This is a genomic window from Butyrivibrio sp. TB (genome assembly GCF_900110805.1).
In the GTDB taxonomy this organism is placed as follows: domain Bacteria; phylum Bacillota; class Clostridia; order Lachnospirales; family Lachnospiraceae; genus Butyrivibrio; species Butyrivibrio fibrisolvens_C.
Genome location: NZ_FOER01000004.1, coordinates 81,822 through 98,518 on the forward strand (window position 1 = coordinate 81,822; position 16,697 = coordinate 98,518).

Sequence of the window (16,697 nt, forward strand, 5' to 3'; positions counted from 1 at the left end):
TTTGAGCAAAGCGAGTTTCGAACCCTGGAATATAAATCTCCAGATATCATGCCCTGAATTATAACACTTTCAAGACACGAAAAGACTTTATAAACTACCCGCATCGATACAGCCGTAAGAAGTGTCGTATGTTTGGCAAGTGCGAAGTTTCATCTGGCTATTATAAATCGAGTCCGCCTTTAAACACAGATTATTACTGTAAAACGAAAAAAAGAATCTGTTCAAACGCAGTAAACTAGGAGCAAATTGGAATAAAAAGGCTAAAAAATGGCTTAAAATAAGGATTTTCCTTGACAGCTTTTGCGAAAACGTATATAAGTAAATATATACCGCTTGAAGCAGGTAATAAGAAGCGCTATTTTAGCGCATTACAATCTTAGAGGAGGAATTTCCTAATGAACAAGACAGAATTAGTAGCAGCAATTGCAGAAGATGCAGGATTATCTAAGAAGGACGCTGAGAAGGCTCTTAAGGCTTTCACAGACGCAGTTACAGCAGAGCTTAAGAAGAAGGGTAAGGTTCAGCTTGTTGGCTTCGGTACATTCGAAGTAGCTAAGAGAGCAGCAAGACAGGGCAGAAACCCTCAGACAGGTGCTACAATGAAGATCGCAGCATCAGTTGCTCCTAAGTTCAAGGCTGGTAAGGCACTTAAGGACGCTGTAAACAAGAAATAATTCCTTTGAATTATTTTAATAGAATAGGTATATAGACCTTTTCTAAAGATCAGCTATAAGTGTTTTGACACGAGTTGATAGCCTGCGGAGTTCATTCTTCGCAGGCTTTTGTAAAGCTAGAGATTAGTTTTATACGGTTCATAGAAGGAGCTGTGAATATGAGACTTGATAAATATTTGAAGGTATCACGACTTATCAAAAGAAGAAGTGTTGCAAACGAAGCCTGTGATGCAGGCCGTGTTCTGATCAATGGAAGAGTTGCTAAGGCAGGAACCGAGGTCAAGGTAGGCGATCATCTTACGATCCAGTTTGGAAACAAAGACGTAAGTGTAGAAGTACTTGATGTGCAGGAGACTGTACATAAGGAAAATGCAGGTGAATTATACAAATATATTTAATATTGATAACAAAACGTCGTTGCGCCGAAACTCCCGAGGTGGTAAGATTAATGTAGCTATTAGTCTACATAATTACGGAAATTGATCAATACCAAGCTAGAAATAATATAATCCAGACCGCAGAGAGGAGTTCTATATGAAGACAAGATATAGAACCAGACGCAAGGAGAACCGATTTGGTGTACTACTTGCAGCGATTGTGGTGCTGCTTCTTACATTTGCAGTTTCAGTCAGGAGTATAGATTTACTAAGACAGGTTGGTGATAATGAAGCAAGGATAGAAGAGCTTCAGACTCAGATGGACAAAGAGAAGCAAAGAAGCGCCGAGATCGATGAGTTCGTAAAAGAGACGCAGACGCGTAAATATATAGAAGACATAGCAAGACAGAAGCTGGGGCTTGTATATCCCGGCGAGATCATTTTTGAAAAAGAATCAAATTAGGGGTGCAAACTTCCGCAAGTCAGGGAGTTTGCACTGTTTACGTTAAGGGAATGATATATGGATCTAAGGCAGCAGGTTCTAATGTTTATTAGAAAAGAAAATATGATACAAAAAGGCGACCACATCCTTGCAGGTGTATCCGGCGGGGCTGATTCAGTATGTCTTCTTGTATTACTTCATTCACTTATGGATGAATTGTCCTTTAAGCTGTCAGTTCTTCATGTCAATCATGGTATACGGCAGGAAGCATCAGAGGATGCCGATTATGTGAAGACTTTATGTGATAACTATAAAGTGCCTTTTTATCTGGAAGAGATTGATGTTCCCGGTATGACCAGAGAACTTTCTATCGGAGAGGAAGAGGCAGGAAGACTTGCAAGGTACGACCTTTTTTATAAGAAGATGGATGAGATCGGGGCAGGTAAGCTGGCAGTTGCTCATAACATGAACGATCAGGCAGAAACTTTTATCATGAACCTTGCAAGAGGAAGCGGGCTTAGGGGCTTGTCCGGAATAAGGGCGGTTAGAGATAAGATCATAAGACCTCTTCTTATGACAAGCAGAGAAGATATCGAGGCATATCTACAGGATCAGAATATCTTATTTAAAACAGATGCGACCAATCTTGAAGATGATCATACCAGAAACAGGATAAGGCATCATATCCTTCCTTACATGACAAGGGATATCAATTCAGAAACCTTAAGTCATATCAGCAGAGCGGCAGCTGAGCTTTCATATGCGCAGGAGTATATCGAATCACAGGCTGCAAGGTGGCTTGACGACAACGGATTCGGTATTGATAAGGATGAAAGATCCGATAAAACTATAGAACTTAATAAGGCTACAGCATATTCTACTACAGAACTAAATACGACTATAGAACATAGTAAGGATTTGGGATTTAACAAGAACGCAGGCTATGATGAAGGCATGCATAGGTCTTACAGATTAAGTCTTCAAGGCTACAGAAGTCAGCCCTATATCATCCGTAAGTATATCATCATGAAAATGCTGGATCTTGTGACTATGCATCGCAAGGATATAACCCAGGCTCATATAGAGGCTGCAGACAAGCTTTGCATGGACAAGGCAGGAAGTAAGAAGCTGAATCTTCCATACGGTATCAGGCTTATAAGATCATATGATGAGCTTGAGATAGCTCTTGGCAGGGATGCTGCTATAGATGATGATGAACTGGTTGTTGATCTTGAGGCTATAAATAAAGCTGATAATGGATATATTTTTTCTTTTAATAATACAGATTTCCGAGCGCGTATTATCGAAATACAAGAAGATGACACAGAAGATTTTATTTCAAAGGTTCCGCGCTTGCCATATACTAAATGGTTTGATTATGATAAAATACTATCGTGCCCGACTTTTCGCTTTCGAAGAGCCGATGATTATATTGTCATAGACAAAGAGGGTCACAAGAAGAGTCTTAAAAAGTTTATGACAGATGCAAAAATCCCTGAAAATAAACGAAACAGCGTGATACTTATGGCAGATGGCGACAGCATTATGTGGGTCTTGGGTTATCGCACAAGCTGCGCATATGAGATTTCAGCTAGTACAAAACACATCCTTGAAATAGATGCGTTATCAGTAAATTAAAAAGGAATGAGGTAGTAACAACAATGGCAGAAAGAGTTAGAGTTATGTTCACTGAAGAGGAAGTAGATAAGAGAATCAGAGAACTTGGTGAACAGATCAGTAAAGATTATGCAGGTAAGACAGTACATCTTATATGTGTACTTAAGGGCGGAAGCTTCTATATGACAGAGCTTGCTAAGCGTATTACAGTTCCGGTAACTCTTGATTTTATGAGCGCATCAAGTTATGGTTCATCAACTAAGTCAAGCGGTGTAGTTAAGATTGTCAAGGATCTTGATGAGCCTCTTAAGGATAAGGACGTACTTATTGTAGAAGATATCGTAGACTCAGGTCGTACTCTCAGCTATCTTATGAAGATGCTTGGAGACAGAGGACCGGCAAGCATCAAGCTTACAACTCTTCTTGATAAGCCTGATCGTCGTGTTACAGATGTTAAGGTAGATTATACAGGTTTTGTTATTCCTGATGAATTCGTAGTAGGTTATGGCCTTGATTATGATCAGAGATATCGTAACCTTCCTTATATCGGAGTTGTTGAGTTCGATTGATCATGATATGAGGACCTCGTGAGCTTTTGCTTTAACCGAGGCACTGATTTTGGTTTTGAAAACAGATTTTTCAAATTTAACTATAGTGAAGTGCTATGAAAAAAGTTCATTTCCGCGTATAGCGGATGATATATAAAGGAGGAAGTAGTGGAAAATCGCAGAAGAAGTTTTGGAACGATCTTCGGATTTATCATAGTTCTGCTCCTGTTATTGGTTGTCCTTGAGTTTTTCGGCGACAGCAATCGTACGGCTGACTCACAGGCATACACTATTGGTAAACTTCAGACAGATCTTGAAGAAGGGGACATTAAGAGCGCTGTTATCCTTCCCAATGGTGAAAATGCGACAGGTGCTGTAAACATCGAATTTAAAGATGATGATAAGAATACCGAGACCTTGTATGTGACCAATGTTACAGAGGTTAGACAACTCCTTATGGAGTACGGAATTGATGCAGAAGTCAGAGATGTATCTGATGACAGCTGGCTCTTTAACTGGGCGCTTCCTATACTGGTAGTTGTGATCATATTCGTAATGTTCCTGTCTATGATGAACGGATCACAATCATCCGGAAGTGCAAGCAACAACAGAATGCTCAATTTTGGTCGAAGCAGAGCCAGAATGACTGTGGGTGATGACAACAAAGTCAAGCTTGATGATGTTGCAGGCCTTCAGGAGGAGAAAGAGCAGCTGGCTGAGATCATAGAATTTTTGAAAAATCCTGATCAGTTCACTAAAGTCGGAGCGCGTATTCCTAAAGGAGTACTGCTTGAAGGTGCTCCGGGTACAGGTAAGACTCTTCTTGCAAGGGCAGTTGCCGGTGAAGCGGGAGTTCCTTTTTTCTCAATATCAGGTTCAGACTTCGTAGAGATGTTTGTAGGTGTCGGTGCATCCCGTGTCCGTGACCTCTTCGAAGAAGCCAAGAAGAATAGCCCTTGTATCATATTCATCGACGAGATAGATGCTGTAGCAAGGCGTAGAGGTACAGGTATGGGAGGCGGCCATGATGAGCGTGAGCAGACTCTTAACCAGCTCCTTGTAGAGATGGATGGTTTTGGTGTCAATGAAGGAATCATCGTTATGGCAGCAACCAACCGTGTAGATATCCTCGATCCTGCTATCTTAAGACCGGGACGTTTTGACAGAAAGATAACAGTAGGACGTCCTGATATAAGAGGCCGTGAAGAGATCCTCAATGTACATGCCAAGAATAAGCCTCTTGGAGATGATGTTGATCTGTCACAGATAGCACAGACTACAGCTGGATTTACAGGCGCTGATCTTGAGAACCTTCTTAATGAGGCTGCTATCAATGCAGCAATGGACAAGCGTCCGTACATCCTTCAGGATGATATCAAGAAGGCTTTCGTTCAGGTTGGTATCGGTACTGAGAAGAAGAGTCATCTTATCTCTCCTGAAGAGAAGAAGATCACTGCATATCATGAATCAGGACATGCGATCCTTTTCCATGTACTTCCTCATGTGGGACCTGTATATACAGTATCAGTTATTCCTACAGGTGCTGGTGCGGCAGGATATACAATGCCTCTTCCTGAGAAGGATGAGATGTTCCTTACAAGGACCAAGATGCTTGAAGAGATCATGGTAGATCTTGGCGGACGTATCGCTGAAGAGATAGTATTTGACGATATCACAACAGGTGCTTCCAATGATATCCAGAAAGCTACCAATATGGCCAGAAATATGGTTACCAAGTATGGTATGTCCACTAATATCGGTGTTATCAATTATGATGACAATGAAGATGACGTATTCATCGGATACGATATAGGCCATAGAAAGAGCCATTCAGAGCTTATGAGCGGCGAGATAGACAGAGAAGTTAAAGCGATCATAGACGAGTGCTACAACAAGGCTAAGCAGATCATTCTGGACAATCAGGATGTGCTTCATAAGTCAGCAGAGCTTCTTATACAGAAAGAGAAGATCGGAAGAGAAGAGTTTGAAGCTCTTTTCAATAGAAACGAGTCTATATTAGATGCTGAACCTTCATTTTCACTTTGATTTTTATTAGATCAATAAGAAACTTGAATCCCCGAAGAACTGTCCAAAGGCAGATTTTCGGGGATTTTTCAGGATAATTGGTTAAAATCACAAGAGAATGGAAGAGCTTACATTTTTTCTCTGAAAAAATCACCAAAAACCCGTACATGTATTTGGCAATTTTGTTGAAGCTGTTCATTGTGAGTATAGGGTACGGATGCTATTATAATACTCGTAACCCCCCAATATTATATAGTTTTTTGCTATACCCCATAAGAAAGAAATACCTTCTCTAAAAAAGACAGCAACCCCTAAAGCTGTCTTTTTTGCTGTTTAAAAATCAGATCCCGCAAGGAGCGTTTATAACACTTTTTGCGGGATCTGATTTTGTCAAAAAAGGAAGGATTCGATTATAGAAGAAGTAAGCGAAGTATATCGCTTACTAATATTACATTAACCAGACAACTGTTCATAGGACTCGGGATCCTCGCTGTGGATGGTAAGACTGCTGTCATACAGGCTCCTGAATTTGGTAGGTGTGTATCCTGTTATGATCCTGAACATCCTTATAAACGAAGACATGCTGCTGAATCCGCAGTTGATCGCTATGTTGGTAATAGTTGAATCAGAGTCCATAAGGAAAAGCTTGGCCTTCTGAATGCGGACCTGATTGATATATCTGTAGAAGGTTACACCGGTCAGCTGCTTGAATACTCTTGAGAAGTGGTATTTGCTAAAACCGGCGATCTTGGCAGCTGACTCAAGGCTGATGTCTTCTGCGTAATGAATTTTAAGATAATCACATATTCTGTTGATCTGCTCAGCATACTCTCTTTGCTTTTTGATACTCGTATCTGCAAGAGAATTATTGATCTGATGATAATTCTTACCAAGTAGCAGAAGCATCTGGGCCATAGAAGTGTATATCTCAGGCTCTGCCATAAGGCCTGCGTGAGTATAGCTTTCACATATCTGCCTGAACAGGTTGTGGAACTGGTCATAGCATGGGCAGTTGGAAGGGCTTACGACATATACAGGATATATAAGTGATACGACATGATCGAAACCGCTTATGGCCTGAAGCATAGAGATGTCTATCTGGAATATGAGTCTTTTGCCGGGAAGAGCAGGCATAGAGTGTATGACACCCGGGCATATGAAGATCATCTCATCCTCTGCTATATCAAAGACATGTCCGCAGCTTTCAACCTTGTAGTTGTTCTGGATGGGCATGATTATCTCTATAGGAAGATGCCAGTGAGAAGGATATGCCTCGAAGTCGTCATTCTCATAGAGCCTGACACGGCCTGTGGGCGCGTAGTTGACGGTCTCGTGCAGCCCGTTAAGATTCTCTATCATGATACTCCCCCTTTTACTAATACAAAATTGCTAATAATTGCACATTGATTTTAGTCAACATGACTGAGAAAATCGAAAAACTTTCGGAAGATTAGTCATTACGTTGCCGAAAACACCATAAATATAACATTTGTCTTAAAGATTATCAATATTGTGGGTAAAAGGATAGCAATAATTAGTAATTAATTAGCAATCATTGTAAAGATGAGCATACGTAATATTGCTAACCTTAAGGTGTAATTACAAATGAGGGGGCATCAGTTACACAACTGATGCAAAAAAGATAAGGAGGGTTATTATGAAAAGCAAGGCATTATCAATCGTACTGTCATTGTCAATGGTAGCAGCAGCTCTTACCGGATGTTCGGTTTCTACGGATACTGGTGAAACATCTACACCTGCGCAGGATGAGGCAAAGGACACAGGTACAGATTCAGGTGCGACTGATACGGGCACAGGTACTGACAGCACAGATACAAGTACAGCTTCTGCTGACGAAGAAGAGATCACATGGGTATTCTGGGATGATCTTGAAGCCAGCACAGACCAGATGACACAGCTGTATGCTGAAACTGTTAAGCGCTTCAACGAAGCAGACAACGGTTATCATGTAAATGTAATAACAACTAATCTTGAAGAGTATGATTCTAAGGTTAATGCTCTTATCGCAGCAGGTGATACACCTGATCTTCTTATCTGTAATCCGGGCCCTAACGCAGATGTATATGTAGACGCAGGAGTTGTACAGCCTCTTAATCAGTATCTTGATGCTGATACAGAATGGAAAGATTCATTTGCAGGTGGTATGTTCGACAGAGTTACATATGACGGAGATATCTACGGAATTCCTACAAACTTTGCAGCCGCTTGCTGTTTCTATAACACAGAGATGTTCGAAGCTGCCGGTATATCAGAAGTTCCATCCGATATGGAAGGCTTCCTTGATGCATGCGCTAAGCTCAAAGAGGCAGGATATACACCACTTACATGCTCAGCTTCAACAGCATGGTGTCTTTCTATGATTGCAGGTTACTGCATGAACAGAGAAGGTGTTGATACAGAAGCTCTTAACGCAGGAACAGCACACTGGACAGATGAGAACTGTGTAAAGGGTGTTGAAGACCTCGTTGCTATAAGCAAATTCTTCCAGGATACATATCTTGGAGATTCCAATGATGATGCAACAGCTCATTTCTATAATGAAGAAGCAGCTATCCTCATCCAGGGTTCATGGTGCATAGCTCAGATGAATGGTAACTCCACAACTATCGAAGATAAGTGCGGAGTATTCTCATTCCCTAGCGTAGATGGCAGCATCGGTGATATGATCGTTAAGACAGACAATGTCCTTATGTCAGCTACAACAGAGCATCCTGAAGCATGTGTTGCATTCCTTAAGATGCTCACAGATGAGACAGCTCAGAAGGCTACAGCTGAGAAGGCTGGTAAGATTCCTGTAACCAAGGTAGAAGTTGATACATCCAAGGCTCCTAAGCAGTTTGGCTATGTTTCAGATCTTCTTGCAAACCTTACAGGAACAATCGGATTCTATAACGAGTCACTTGTATCTGTAGAAGCTGGTGATACATTCGATAACAATATGGTTTCTATCGTAATGGGAGATGAGACTATAGAAGAAGGTCTTCAGAATATTGAAGACTTCTACAAAGAAAATGCGTGGAAGTAATAGTGACAATTAGAAACTAAGTCAAGTCATTATGATGCACGGAGATTATCTTGGGATTATCTTAGGATGATCCCCCATGAATGGATATCTCCGTGCATCTGTAATAAGTGGGGGAAGGCTATGAATAAAGCACTTAGGGATAAAAAAGCTATCCTGTTTTTTATACTACCGGCGGCTCTTCTTTTTACATTGGTTTTGTTTGGACCTATATTATACGCCGGATATATTTCCCTTTGTGATTGGAATGCATTAACTAAACCCAAATTTATTGGTTTTGGTAATTTTAAAGCTCTTTTCACAAAGGATGATATATTCCTTACGTCTCTTAAGAATTCGATCTTCTTTATGATCTTCTCATTGATAACTCAGCAGATAATAGGACTGATACTGGCTGCGATCCTTTCAGGACTTCGCTATGGTAAGAATGTATATAAGAATATTATCTATCTTCCGTGTGTATTGTCTTCGGCAGCACTGGGACTATTGTTCAGCTTTATATTAAAACCTAATATGGGTCTTAACCAGCTCCTTGCGATATTTGGGATTCAGGGACCTAACTGGCTTATGTCCGTTAACGGGTACATACCGCTTACTATGTGGGTTATAGGCGTAGTTGCTCTTTGGATCTACGTAGGTACTACTATGATGTTGTATATGGCAGGAATAGCCGGGATTGACAAGAGTCTATTGGAGGCAGCTTACATAGATGGTGCAGGCAAGACCAAGACTTTCTTTTATGTAACACTTCCGTTATTAAAGCCTATGGCCAGAACTACTATATCGCTTACATGTATTGGATCACTCAAATTCTTTGACCTTGTATATAACATGACACAGGGAGGGCCTAACAACAAGACACAGACAATGGCTACATGGCTTTATTTTGAAGGCTTTTCATACTTCAAATACGGCTATGCAAGTGCTATATCAATAGTGCTTCTTATCATGTGCCTTCTTGTGACATTTATCATAAACAAATGTATCAGCATTAAAGATTTTGAAAACTAAGGGGAGCAATAAGTATGAAGAAGATAACTCTTTCAAAAGTCATCATATATATTGTGCTGACAATAATAGCTGTCTTATATGTAGCTCCGCTTGTGTGGATAGTACTTGTATCATTTAAGACCAATGCAGAAGTCTTTTCCAATCCATTCGGACTACCACAGGTATGGCAGCTTGGTAACTATATCTTTGCATGGACCAAGGGCAAGCTTGGAATAGCACTTTGGAACTCAGTATTTGTATGTGTATTCACGCTGGCAGTCAGCCTTCTTCTTGGAGCTATGGCAGCATTTGGAATTGCCAGGATGAGATTTGGATTTAATAATGCGACTCTCACCTATTTCATGATAGGAATGATGGTTCCTGTACACTGCGTTCTGATTCCTCTTTTTGTAATGTTCTCTAAGATGAAAATAAAGACGCCTCTTTTTGAGATCAGGTTCACCAACTCCCTCATAGGAATCATAATCCCGTATATTACATTTGCTCTTCCTATGACTATATTTATCCTTGTAGGCTTTTTCAGAAGCATGCCGGGAGAACTGTTCGAAGCAGCATGTATTGACGGATGCTCCATCTACAAGATATTCTTCTCAATCGCACTTCCACTGTCCAAGACAGGAATCTTCGTAACAGGTATGATGAGCTTCGTTAATACCTGGAACGAGTTGCTGGTATCGATGGTATTCATATCAGATCCAGAGAAGAAGACGCTTCCGGTTACACTGACCTATTTTGTAGGCCCGTATGCAACCAACTATGTACAGATGTTTGCAGCTATCGTAATAGCGGTCGTTCCTACTATCATCGTCTATAGTATATTCAGTAATCAGATTGTAGAAGGTCTCACTGCAGGAGCGGTAAAGGGGTGACGTATTTTGGCCCTCCAGGGACGCAAGTCAACCCCTAAGGACGCAAGTCCTCCTCAGGGATGGAGTTAAGGAATTAAAAACGAAAATATACGAAAATGACAACTCCCATATAAAATAAAAGCGCATGCTGTCTGAAATATAGACGGCATGCGCTTTTGTGTCTTTGAATATCAGATGGGATATTTTGTATTAATACTGGAGTTTCGATGGCGGTATATGCTATAATGACGATATACGAAAAAATGCGAAAATTATTAAGGCATATATACTGATCTGTTTATTTATATCAAATAATTAGCCAAGTACTTTGATCAAAATATGAACAGTTCAGTATGTAGGATGCAGAATACAAGATACAGGATGCACCTTAGTTTATCTTATATACAATATGTTACCTATAGACAGGAGAGGGGTTGCTATGATTGATCTTAGTTTGTTATTCCATGATATTTCCGGGCAGTATGTTGATAAGGCCGAGCAGGATATATTCAGCGATGTGAGCATCTATTTTAGGACAGGTCATGGGCAGGCTGACAAGGTTTTCTTATGCACTGATGAAGATGAGTACCAGATGAATCTTATGAATAAGACCGGCGTCAAAGAAATGCTTCCAGGATATGAAAGCGGAGTATTTGATTATTATGAAGTCAGAATACAGCTTGGAGATAAGCCTTTATCCTACTTCTTTAAGGTGGTCGCATCTAAAGATAAAGACGAAGCTACTAGTGATAATACAGATGATCCGGCTATAGTCTATTATGACCACAGGGGCGCATTTACCAAAAAGCCCGCGGCAGATAATCATATGGCATTTCGTCTTTTCCCCGGAACACATGCTCCTTCTTGGGCAAGGGGCGCTGTTATGTACCAGATATTCGTAGACAGGTTCTGTAACGGCGATAAGTCCAATGATGTCCTGACTGATGAGTACCACTATAACGGTGGTCATACTGTAAGAGTAAGCGACTGGGACAAGTATCCTCATCCTTCCGAAAGCTATAAGGAGTTCTACGGCGGAGATCTTCAGGGTGTTATAGACAAGCTTGATTATCTAAAGGATCTTGGAGTAGATGTCCTGTACTTAAATCCAATATTCGCATCTCCCTCTAGCCATAAGTATGACACCATGGACTATGATCATATCGACCCTCACTTTGGCAAGATCGTAGAAGATAAGGGCGATACTCTGGAAAAAGATATTACTGATAATAGGAAAGCAACACAATTCGTAAATAGAGTTACTAACATCAAAAATCTTGATGCAAGCGATCTTTTGTTTGCTAAGCTTGTAGAAGAAGCCCATAAGCGAGGGATGAAAGTTATAATAGATGGCGTTTTCAATCACTGCGGATCTTTTAATAAGTGGCTTGACAGAGAGATTATATATGGAGGCGGTGCCTTTGAATCAGAGGATAGCGCATACCATAATTGGTTTGATTTTAAGAAAAAAAAGAAGTGGCCCTATAACAATTCCTATGACGGCTGGTGGGGCTATGATACACTTCCAAAGCTCAACTTTGAAGGCTCTGAAACCTTGCAGCAGTACATCTTGAAACTTGGAAGAAAATGGGTAAGCGCCCCCTTTTATGCAGATGGATGGAGGCTTGACGTAGCTACAGACCTTGGACATTCTGAGAGCTTCAACCACGAGTTCTGGTCGAGGTTTAGAAAAGCTGTAAGAGATGCTAATCCTGAAGCTATAATACTAGCAGAAAATTATGGTACTTCAAGAAACTGGCTCCTTGGAGATCAGTGGGATACCATCATGAACTATGACGCCTTTATGGAGCCTGTTACATGGTTTCTTACAGGTGAAGACAAGCATTCTGACAGCTTCCGGAAAAACAGACTCAATAATACCTCCTATTTCTGGAAGTCGATGAAGAAGGCGATCGGAGAGAACTTCGGTAACTTCTCTATGTATACTGCCATGAATCAGCTTGACAATCATGATCATTCAAGGTTCATGACAAGGACCAACATGAAGCCCGGAAGATCATCTGATAAGAAAGGGCCAGAGGCAGCAGATGAAGGCATCAATAAAGGCATATTCAGAGAAGCTGTAGTCCTTCAGATGACATGGCCGGGAGCTCCTACTCTCTACTACGGCGATGAAGCCGGAGTATGCGGATATACAGATCCTGATAATAGAAGGACCTATCCATGGGGACATGAGGATAAAGAGCTTATAGAATTCCACAAGAATATTATCAGTATACATAAAAAATACGATGAGTTCACAGAAGGCGCTCTTATCCAGCTGGGTGACACTAAGGCTAAAGGAATCCTTAGCTACGGAAGGTTTACAGCAAAGTCAGCATCTGTCATAATTTTAAATAATAACAAAAAAGAAAAGGAAATAACGCTGGACTTAAAGCCTTTGGGAATACCAAAAGACTGCGTGCTTGAAAGGCTTATATTAACTACAGAAGATGGCTTTGACATTAAGAAGGAGGCGCTAAAAGTCAGAGAATGGACACTTACTTTGACAATGCCTGCTTATTCATCAGTTGTATTAAGATATTAACTAAGGCCTTATGCCGCGAGCAAAGAAAGCGGCTGATGGTTTAGATCTTCCAAGTGGAAAGCTTGAAATAATATAAAATATAACTATGCGCTGATAAGTCCGGGGTTTGGAATCATACTATGAAGATACTTGTTACAAACGATGATGGAATAAATGCAGAAGGAATTGAGATCCTTGCAAAAACTGCCAGGAAATTCGGAGAGGTTATCGTTATCGCACCTGAAGATCAGTGCAGTGCTATGTCGCATCACATAACCCTTCGCGACAAGATGACGATAAGGAAGCACGACTTTGCAGTACAGGGCGTATCCGCTTATGCTTTTGGAGGAACACCTGCAGACTGTGTCAGAGCTTCCTATCTGGGACTATTTAAGGATGGAGAAAAGCCTGATCTGGTTCTGTCCGGAGTTAATAAGGGAGCAAACTGCGGATATGATATACAGTACTCAGCAACAGTTGGAGCTGCAATGGAAGCACTTCTTTATGGAGTTCCGGCCATATGTTTTTCTCAGAACTATTTTACAGATGAGCATGAATGTCATACAGATGTAATGCATGCTCACATTGAGGAGATACTAAGAGACCTTATCTCTAAACCTCTGGACAAAGGACTTGCATGGAACGTAAACTTCCCATCATGCAAGATAGAAGATTATAAAGGTATTCTTTTTGACAGATTCCCCGCCCAGAGCGCATTCTGGGATGATAAGTATGTTGTGGAAGACAGTGACGAAGCGCAGAAAGAAGTTGTTCTTAAAACTATACCGGTTGAAAAGGCGCAGGAAGGCAGTGATATGCAGGCTGTTATCGATGGCTATATTTCAATAGGAACCATAAGAAATACAGTTATTCGATAAGTATGACTTCTTGAATATAAAATTCAAGAATGTATACTTATCGAAAGAAATGTCATACACAATTAATGTCACATATTTTATAAATTAATCTTTCTGAATATATAACTATTATTAAAAAAAGTTGCATATTTTTGATATGTAACTTTTTTTAATGGTGTTATAATTAATTCAATTGTTAGATATAACTAATTGGGGAAGGAGTTCTTTTTTTCCTACACAAATCCAAGGACTATAATTTAAGAAAGGTGGTATTACTATGGCACTTGTTACATCAACAGAAATGTTCAAGAAAGCTTATACAGGCGGATATGCTATCGGAGCTTTCAACATCAACAACATGGAGATCGTTCAGGCGATCACTGACGCTGCAGCTGAACTTAAGAGCCCTGTAATCTTACAGGCTTCACAGGGAGCTAGAAAATATGCTAACTCCGTATATCTTGTAAAGCTGGTAGAGGCTGCCAATGAGATTCATCCTGAAGTTCCTATGGTACTTCACTTAGACCATGGTGCAGACTTTGCAACATGTAAAGACTGTATCGACAATGGATTTACATCAGTTATGATCGACTATTCAAGCCACTCTTTCGAAGAAAATATAGAAGAGTCAAGGAAGGTTGCTGAGTACGCACACGAGCACGGTGTAGTAGTAGAAGCTGAGCTTGGAACTCTTGCAGGAATCGAAGATGCTGTATCAGTTGATGCTGATAAGGCTATGTTCACAGATCCTGATCAGGTTGAAGAGTTCGTTAACAAGACAGGCGTTGATTCACTTGCAATCGCTATAGGAACAAGCCATGGTGCATATAAGTTTAAGCCAGGCACTAATCCTAAGCTTCGTCTTGATATCCTTGCTGAGGTTTCAAGAAGACTTCCCGGATTCCCGATCGTACTGCATGGATCAAGCTCTGTACCTCAGGAATATGTTAAGATCATCAACGAGCATGGCGGCAAATTAAAGGATGCCATCGGTGTTCCGGAAGATCAGCTCCGTGAAGCTGCAAGAGGCGCTGTCTGCAAGATCAACATCGATTCAGACCTTCGTCTTGGCATGACAGCAGGTATCAGAGAGCACTTCGTAGCAAATCCTGATCACTTCGATCCTCGTCAGTATATTGGCGATGGCCGTAAGTATGTCAAGGATATCGTAGCTCATAAGATCAAGAATGTACTTGGATCTGAGAATACTATCTGATAATGGTATTTGGACAGTATATAATCAATAATATTAACTCATAAAATAACCATATCAAAAATGGATATCAGCCAACAATAAGCTGATATCCATTTTATATAAAAAAGAATTATTTAAATCATGGCTTCCATACAAACCAAATGAAGAGATAACCTGTAATAACAGCTGTAAGTGTAAACGGAATACCAATCTTGAAGAAGTCTCTGAACTTAACTTCATAACCTTCTTTTCTAAGCATACCAACACCTGCGATATTGGCAGAGGCTCCGATAGGAGTGATGTTACCACCAAGAGTAGCTCCTATGAGAAGACCGAAATACAGGAAGTTAGCATCTACATTAAGTGTTGCTGCGACAGAACCCAGAATAGGGAGCATTGTTGCAACGTAAGGTATGTTGTCTATAAAAGCAGATATAACTACAGAACCCCATACTACAATTGAATACAAAATGAATACGTTGCTGCTACCTGCCTTTGAGATCATAGTTGCAAGATCATCTATGACACCAACATTGGTGATACCTGCTATTACGCAGAACAGACCTGTAAGAAGGAGCATTGTATCCCAGTCCATAGCCTTAAGTGAGTGCCACATTCCATCTGTGCTCTTCTGCTTGGCAATCTCCCATACTACAGTGAGGACGCCGCATACAAGGCAGATGATACCATTGGTTGTCTCCGGCTTCATCTCTTCCGGAATGAAGGATGCGATGATAAGCAGTACCACGTGTCCCAGCATCGTAATAGTCGGAACATAGTCAGTTACAACTGTGTGCTCTGTTGATGTAACAGATTCTTTGTCCTTGCGGAAGAGGAACATCATGATCGGAACAGTAAGAAGAGCACCAAGCTCAACTGCAAAGAAGATACCGGCTCTTCCGTGGAATACGAAGAAGTCATTGAAGTTCATGCCGGCAGCGCCTGCAAGCATGATAGATGTAGTATCACCAACAAGTGTTGCAGCGCCCTGAAGGTTTGAGGATACAGCGATACAGATGATCATGGATACAGGGGATATGTTCAGCTTCTTACAGATAGCAAGTCCTACAGGTGCTACCATAAGTACTGTAGCTACATTGTCGATGAAAGCTGAGATGATACCTGAGAAAAGTGACATGAGAATTGTAACCCACATTACATTAGGGGCAAGTCTTAGAAGCCACTCAGCAATAACATTGGGCATCTTGGATTCGATGAAATAGTCTACGATAACCATAGTTCCTACCAGCATCATAAGTATGTTCCAGTCGATAGCACTGGGTACCTGAGTGATTGGAAGGATAGGATCACCGCCTACTCCTATAAGTGTAAGAATTACATAGATCGCTGCAGTTGAGAGAGCAACAACAGCTCTTTTCTTTGGTAATAGCACCATGAGTACATACATAAGTACGAAAAGTGCTATCGCGATGGTTTTGGATGTTAACATTTTGTCTCCTTTGAATGAATTTTGGCAAAATAAAAAAGACCCTGCCATGTGGTTGGCCGCATATAGCGGTAAGCAAATGACAA

14 protein-coding genes are annotated in these 16,697 nt (G+C 40.8%); 12 read left to right on the plus strand and 2 right to left on the minus strand.

The annotated features are described in order from the left end of the window. Nucleotides 1–395: 395 nt before the first annotated feature. From BMX21_RS03815 to ftsH, 6 genes are all read left to right on the plus strand, one after another. Nucleotides 396–674, plus strand: a complete 279-nt coding sequence (locus BMX21_RS03815) for an HU family DNA-binding protein (RefSeq protein WP_022753808.1) — start codon at nucleotides 396–398, stop codon at nucleotides 672–674. A gap of 158 nt (nucleotides 675–832) precedes the next feature. Further along, nucleotides 833–1,072: an RNA-binding S4 domain-containing protein gene (locus BMX21_RS03820; RefSeq protein WP_022753807.1), complete on the plus strand. Its 240-nt coding sequence runs from the start codon at nucleotides 833–835 to the stop codon at nucleotides 1,070–1,072. A 136-nt stretch (nucleotides 1,073–1,208) separates the two neighbouring features. Beyond that, complete coding sequence (locus tag BMX21_RS03825; protein WP_022753806.1) at nucleotides 1,209–1,514, plus strand: FtsB family cell division protein; 306 nt, start codon at nucleotides 1,209–1,211, stop codon at nucleotides 1,512–1,514. 81 nt (nucleotides 1,515–1,595) lie between these two features. After that, nucleotides 1,596–3,131: a tRNA lysidine(34) synthetase TilS gene (gene tilS, locus BMX21_RS03830; RefSeq protein ID WP_177173908.1), complete on the plus strand. Its 1,536-nt coding sequence runs from the start codon at nucleotides 1,596–1,598 to the stop codon at nucleotides 3,129–3,131. Nucleotides 3,132–3,154: 23 nt separating this feature from the next. Next, nucleotides 3,155–3,679, plus strand: coding sequence for a hypoxanthine phosphoribosyltransferase (gene hpt / locus BMX21_RS03835; protein WP_022753804.1), 525 nt, complete (start codon nucleotides 3,155–3,157; stop codon nucleotides 3,677–3,679). Between the two features lie 147 nt (nucleotides 3,680–3,826). Next, nucleotides 3,827–5,704 carry an ATP-dependent zinc metalloprotease FtsH gene (gene ftsH, locus BMX21_RS03840; RefSeq protein WP_022753803.1) on the plus strand — a complete coding sequence of 626 codons (1,878 nt, stop codon included), beginning with the start codon at nucleotides 3,827–3,829 and terminating at the stop codon, nucleotides 5,702–5,704. Between the two features lie 432 nt (nucleotides 5,705–6,136). Here ftsH and BMX21_RS03845 read toward each other — a convergent pair whose 3' ends face one another. Next, a complete protein-coding gene (locus BMX21_RS03845) occupies nucleotides 6,137–7,042 on the minus strand; it encodes a helix-turn-helix domain-containing protein (RefSeq protein WP_051199464.1) in 906 nt (301 codons plus the stop codon). Nucleotides 7,043–7,340: 298 nt separating this feature from the next. Between BMX21_RS03845 and BMX21_RS03850 the strand changes: the two genes are divergently transcribed. The 6 genes from BMX21_RS03850 to fba all read left to right on the plus strand — a co-directional run bounded on the left by BMX21_RS03850 (nucleotide 7,341) and on the right by fba (nucleotide 15,185). Then, entirely contained in the window at nucleotides 7,341–8,729 is a 1,389-nt protein-coding gene (locus BMX21_RS03850) for an ABC transporter substrate-binding protein (RefSeq protein ID WP_027204330.1), read from the plus strand. A gap of 120 nt (nucleotides 8,730–8,849) precedes the next feature. Next, complete coding sequence (locus tag BMX21_RS03855) at nucleotides 8,850–9,737, plus strand: carbohydrate ABC transporter permease (protein ID WP_022753800.1); 888 nt, start codon at nucleotides 8,850–8,852, stop codon at nucleotides 9,735–9,737. Between the two features lie 14 nt (nucleotides 9,738–9,751). Then, nucleotides 9,752–10,606 (plus strand): carbohydrate ABC transporter permease, encoded by an 855-nt coding sequence (locus BMX21_RS03860; RefSeq protein WP_022753799.1) that lies wholly within the window; start codon nucleotides 9,752–9,754, stop codon nucleotides 10,604–10,606. A gap of 418 nt (nucleotides 10,607–11,024) precedes the next feature. Beyond that, nucleotides 11,025–13,133, plus strand: a complete 2,109-nt coding sequence (locus BMX21_RS03865) for a glycoside hydrolase family 13 protein (RefSeq protein WP_177173909.1) — start codon at nucleotides 11,025–11,027, stop codon at nucleotides 13,131–13,133. Nucleotides 13,134–13,252: 119 nt separating this feature from the next. Then, nucleotides 13,253–13,990: a 5'/3'-nucleotidase SurE gene (gene surE, locus BMX21_RS03870; protein WP_092041514.1), complete on the plus strand. Its 738-nt coding sequence runs from the start codon at nucleotides 13,253–13,255 to the stop codon at nucleotides 13,988–13,990. A gap of 256 nt (nucleotides 13,991–14,246) precedes the next feature. Then, nucleotides 14,247–15,185 (plus strand): class II fructose-1,6-bisphosphate aldolase, encoded by a 939-nt coding sequence (gene fba / locus BMX21_RS03875; RefSeq protein WP_022755333.1) that lies wholly within the window; start codon nucleotides 14,247–14,249, stop codon nucleotides 15,183–15,185. Nucleotides 15,186–15,303: 118 nt separating this feature from the next. Here fba and BMX21_RS03880 read toward each other — a convergent pair whose 3' ends face one another. After that, nucleotides 15,304–16,614, minus strand: a complete 1,311-nt coding sequence (locus tag BMX21_RS03880) for an ArsB/NhaD family transporter (RefSeq protein ID WP_022755334.1) — start codon at nucleotides 16,612–16,614, stop codon at nucleotides 15,304–15,306. Nucleotides 16,615–16,697 lie beyond the last annotated feature (83 nt).

What these genes read in the sequence shown, in the direction of transcription:
- hpt (WP_022753804.1), top strand. Translation starts at nt 3,155, where the DNA reads ATGGCAGAAAGAGTTAGAGTTATGTTCACTGAAGAGGAAGTAGATAAG.
- fba (WP_022755333.1), top strand. Translation starts at nt 14,247, where the DNA reads ATGGCACTTGTTACATCAACAGAAATGTTCAAGAAAGCTTATACAGGC.
- BMX21_RS03855 (WP_022753800.1), top strand. Translation starts at nt 8,850, where the DNA reads ATGAATAAAGCACTTAGGGATAAAAAAGCTATCCTGTTTTTTATACTA.
- BMX21_RS03825 (WP_022753806.1), top strand. Translation starts at nt 1,209, where the DNA reads ATGAAGACAAGATATAGAACCAGACGCAAGGAGAACCGATTTGGTGTA.
- BMX21_RS03880 (WP_022755334.1), bottom strand. Translation starts at nt 16,614, where the DNA reads ATGTTAACATCCAAAACCATCGCGATAGCACTTTTCGTACTTATGTAT.
- BMX21_RS03845 (WP_051199464.1), bottom strand. Translation starts at nt 7,042, where the DNA reads ATGATAGAGAATCTTAACGGGCTGCACGAGACCGTCAACTACGCGCCC.
- surE (WP_092041514.1), top strand. Translation starts at nt 13,253, where the DNA reads ATGAAGATACTTGTTACAAACGATGATGGAATAAATGCAGAAGGAATT.
- BMX21_RS03865 (WP_177173909.1), top strand. Translation starts at nt 11,025, where the DNA reads ATGATTGATCTTAGTTTGTTATTCCATGATATTTCCGGGCAGTATGTT.
- BMX21_RS03815 (WP_022753808.1), top strand. Translation starts at nt 396, where the DNA reads ATGAACAAGACAGAATTAGTAGCAGCAATTGCAGAAGATGCAGGATTA.
- BMX21_RS03860 (WP_022753799.1), top strand. Translation starts at nt 9,752, where the DNA reads ATGAAGAAGATAACTCTTTCAAAAGTCATCATATATATTGTGCTGACA.
- BMX21_RS03850 (WP_027204330.1), top strand. Translation starts at nt 7,341, where the DNA reads ATGAAAAGCAAGGCATTATCAATCGTACTGTCATTGTCAATGGTAGCA.
- BMX21_RS03820 (WP_022753807.1), top strand. Translation starts at nt 833, where the DNA reads ATGAGACTTGATAAATATTTGAAGGTATCACGACTTATCAAAAGAAGA.
- tilS (WP_177173908.1), top strand. Translation starts at nt 1,596, where the DNA reads ATGTTTATTAGAAAAGAAAATATGATACAAAAAGGCGACCACATCCTT.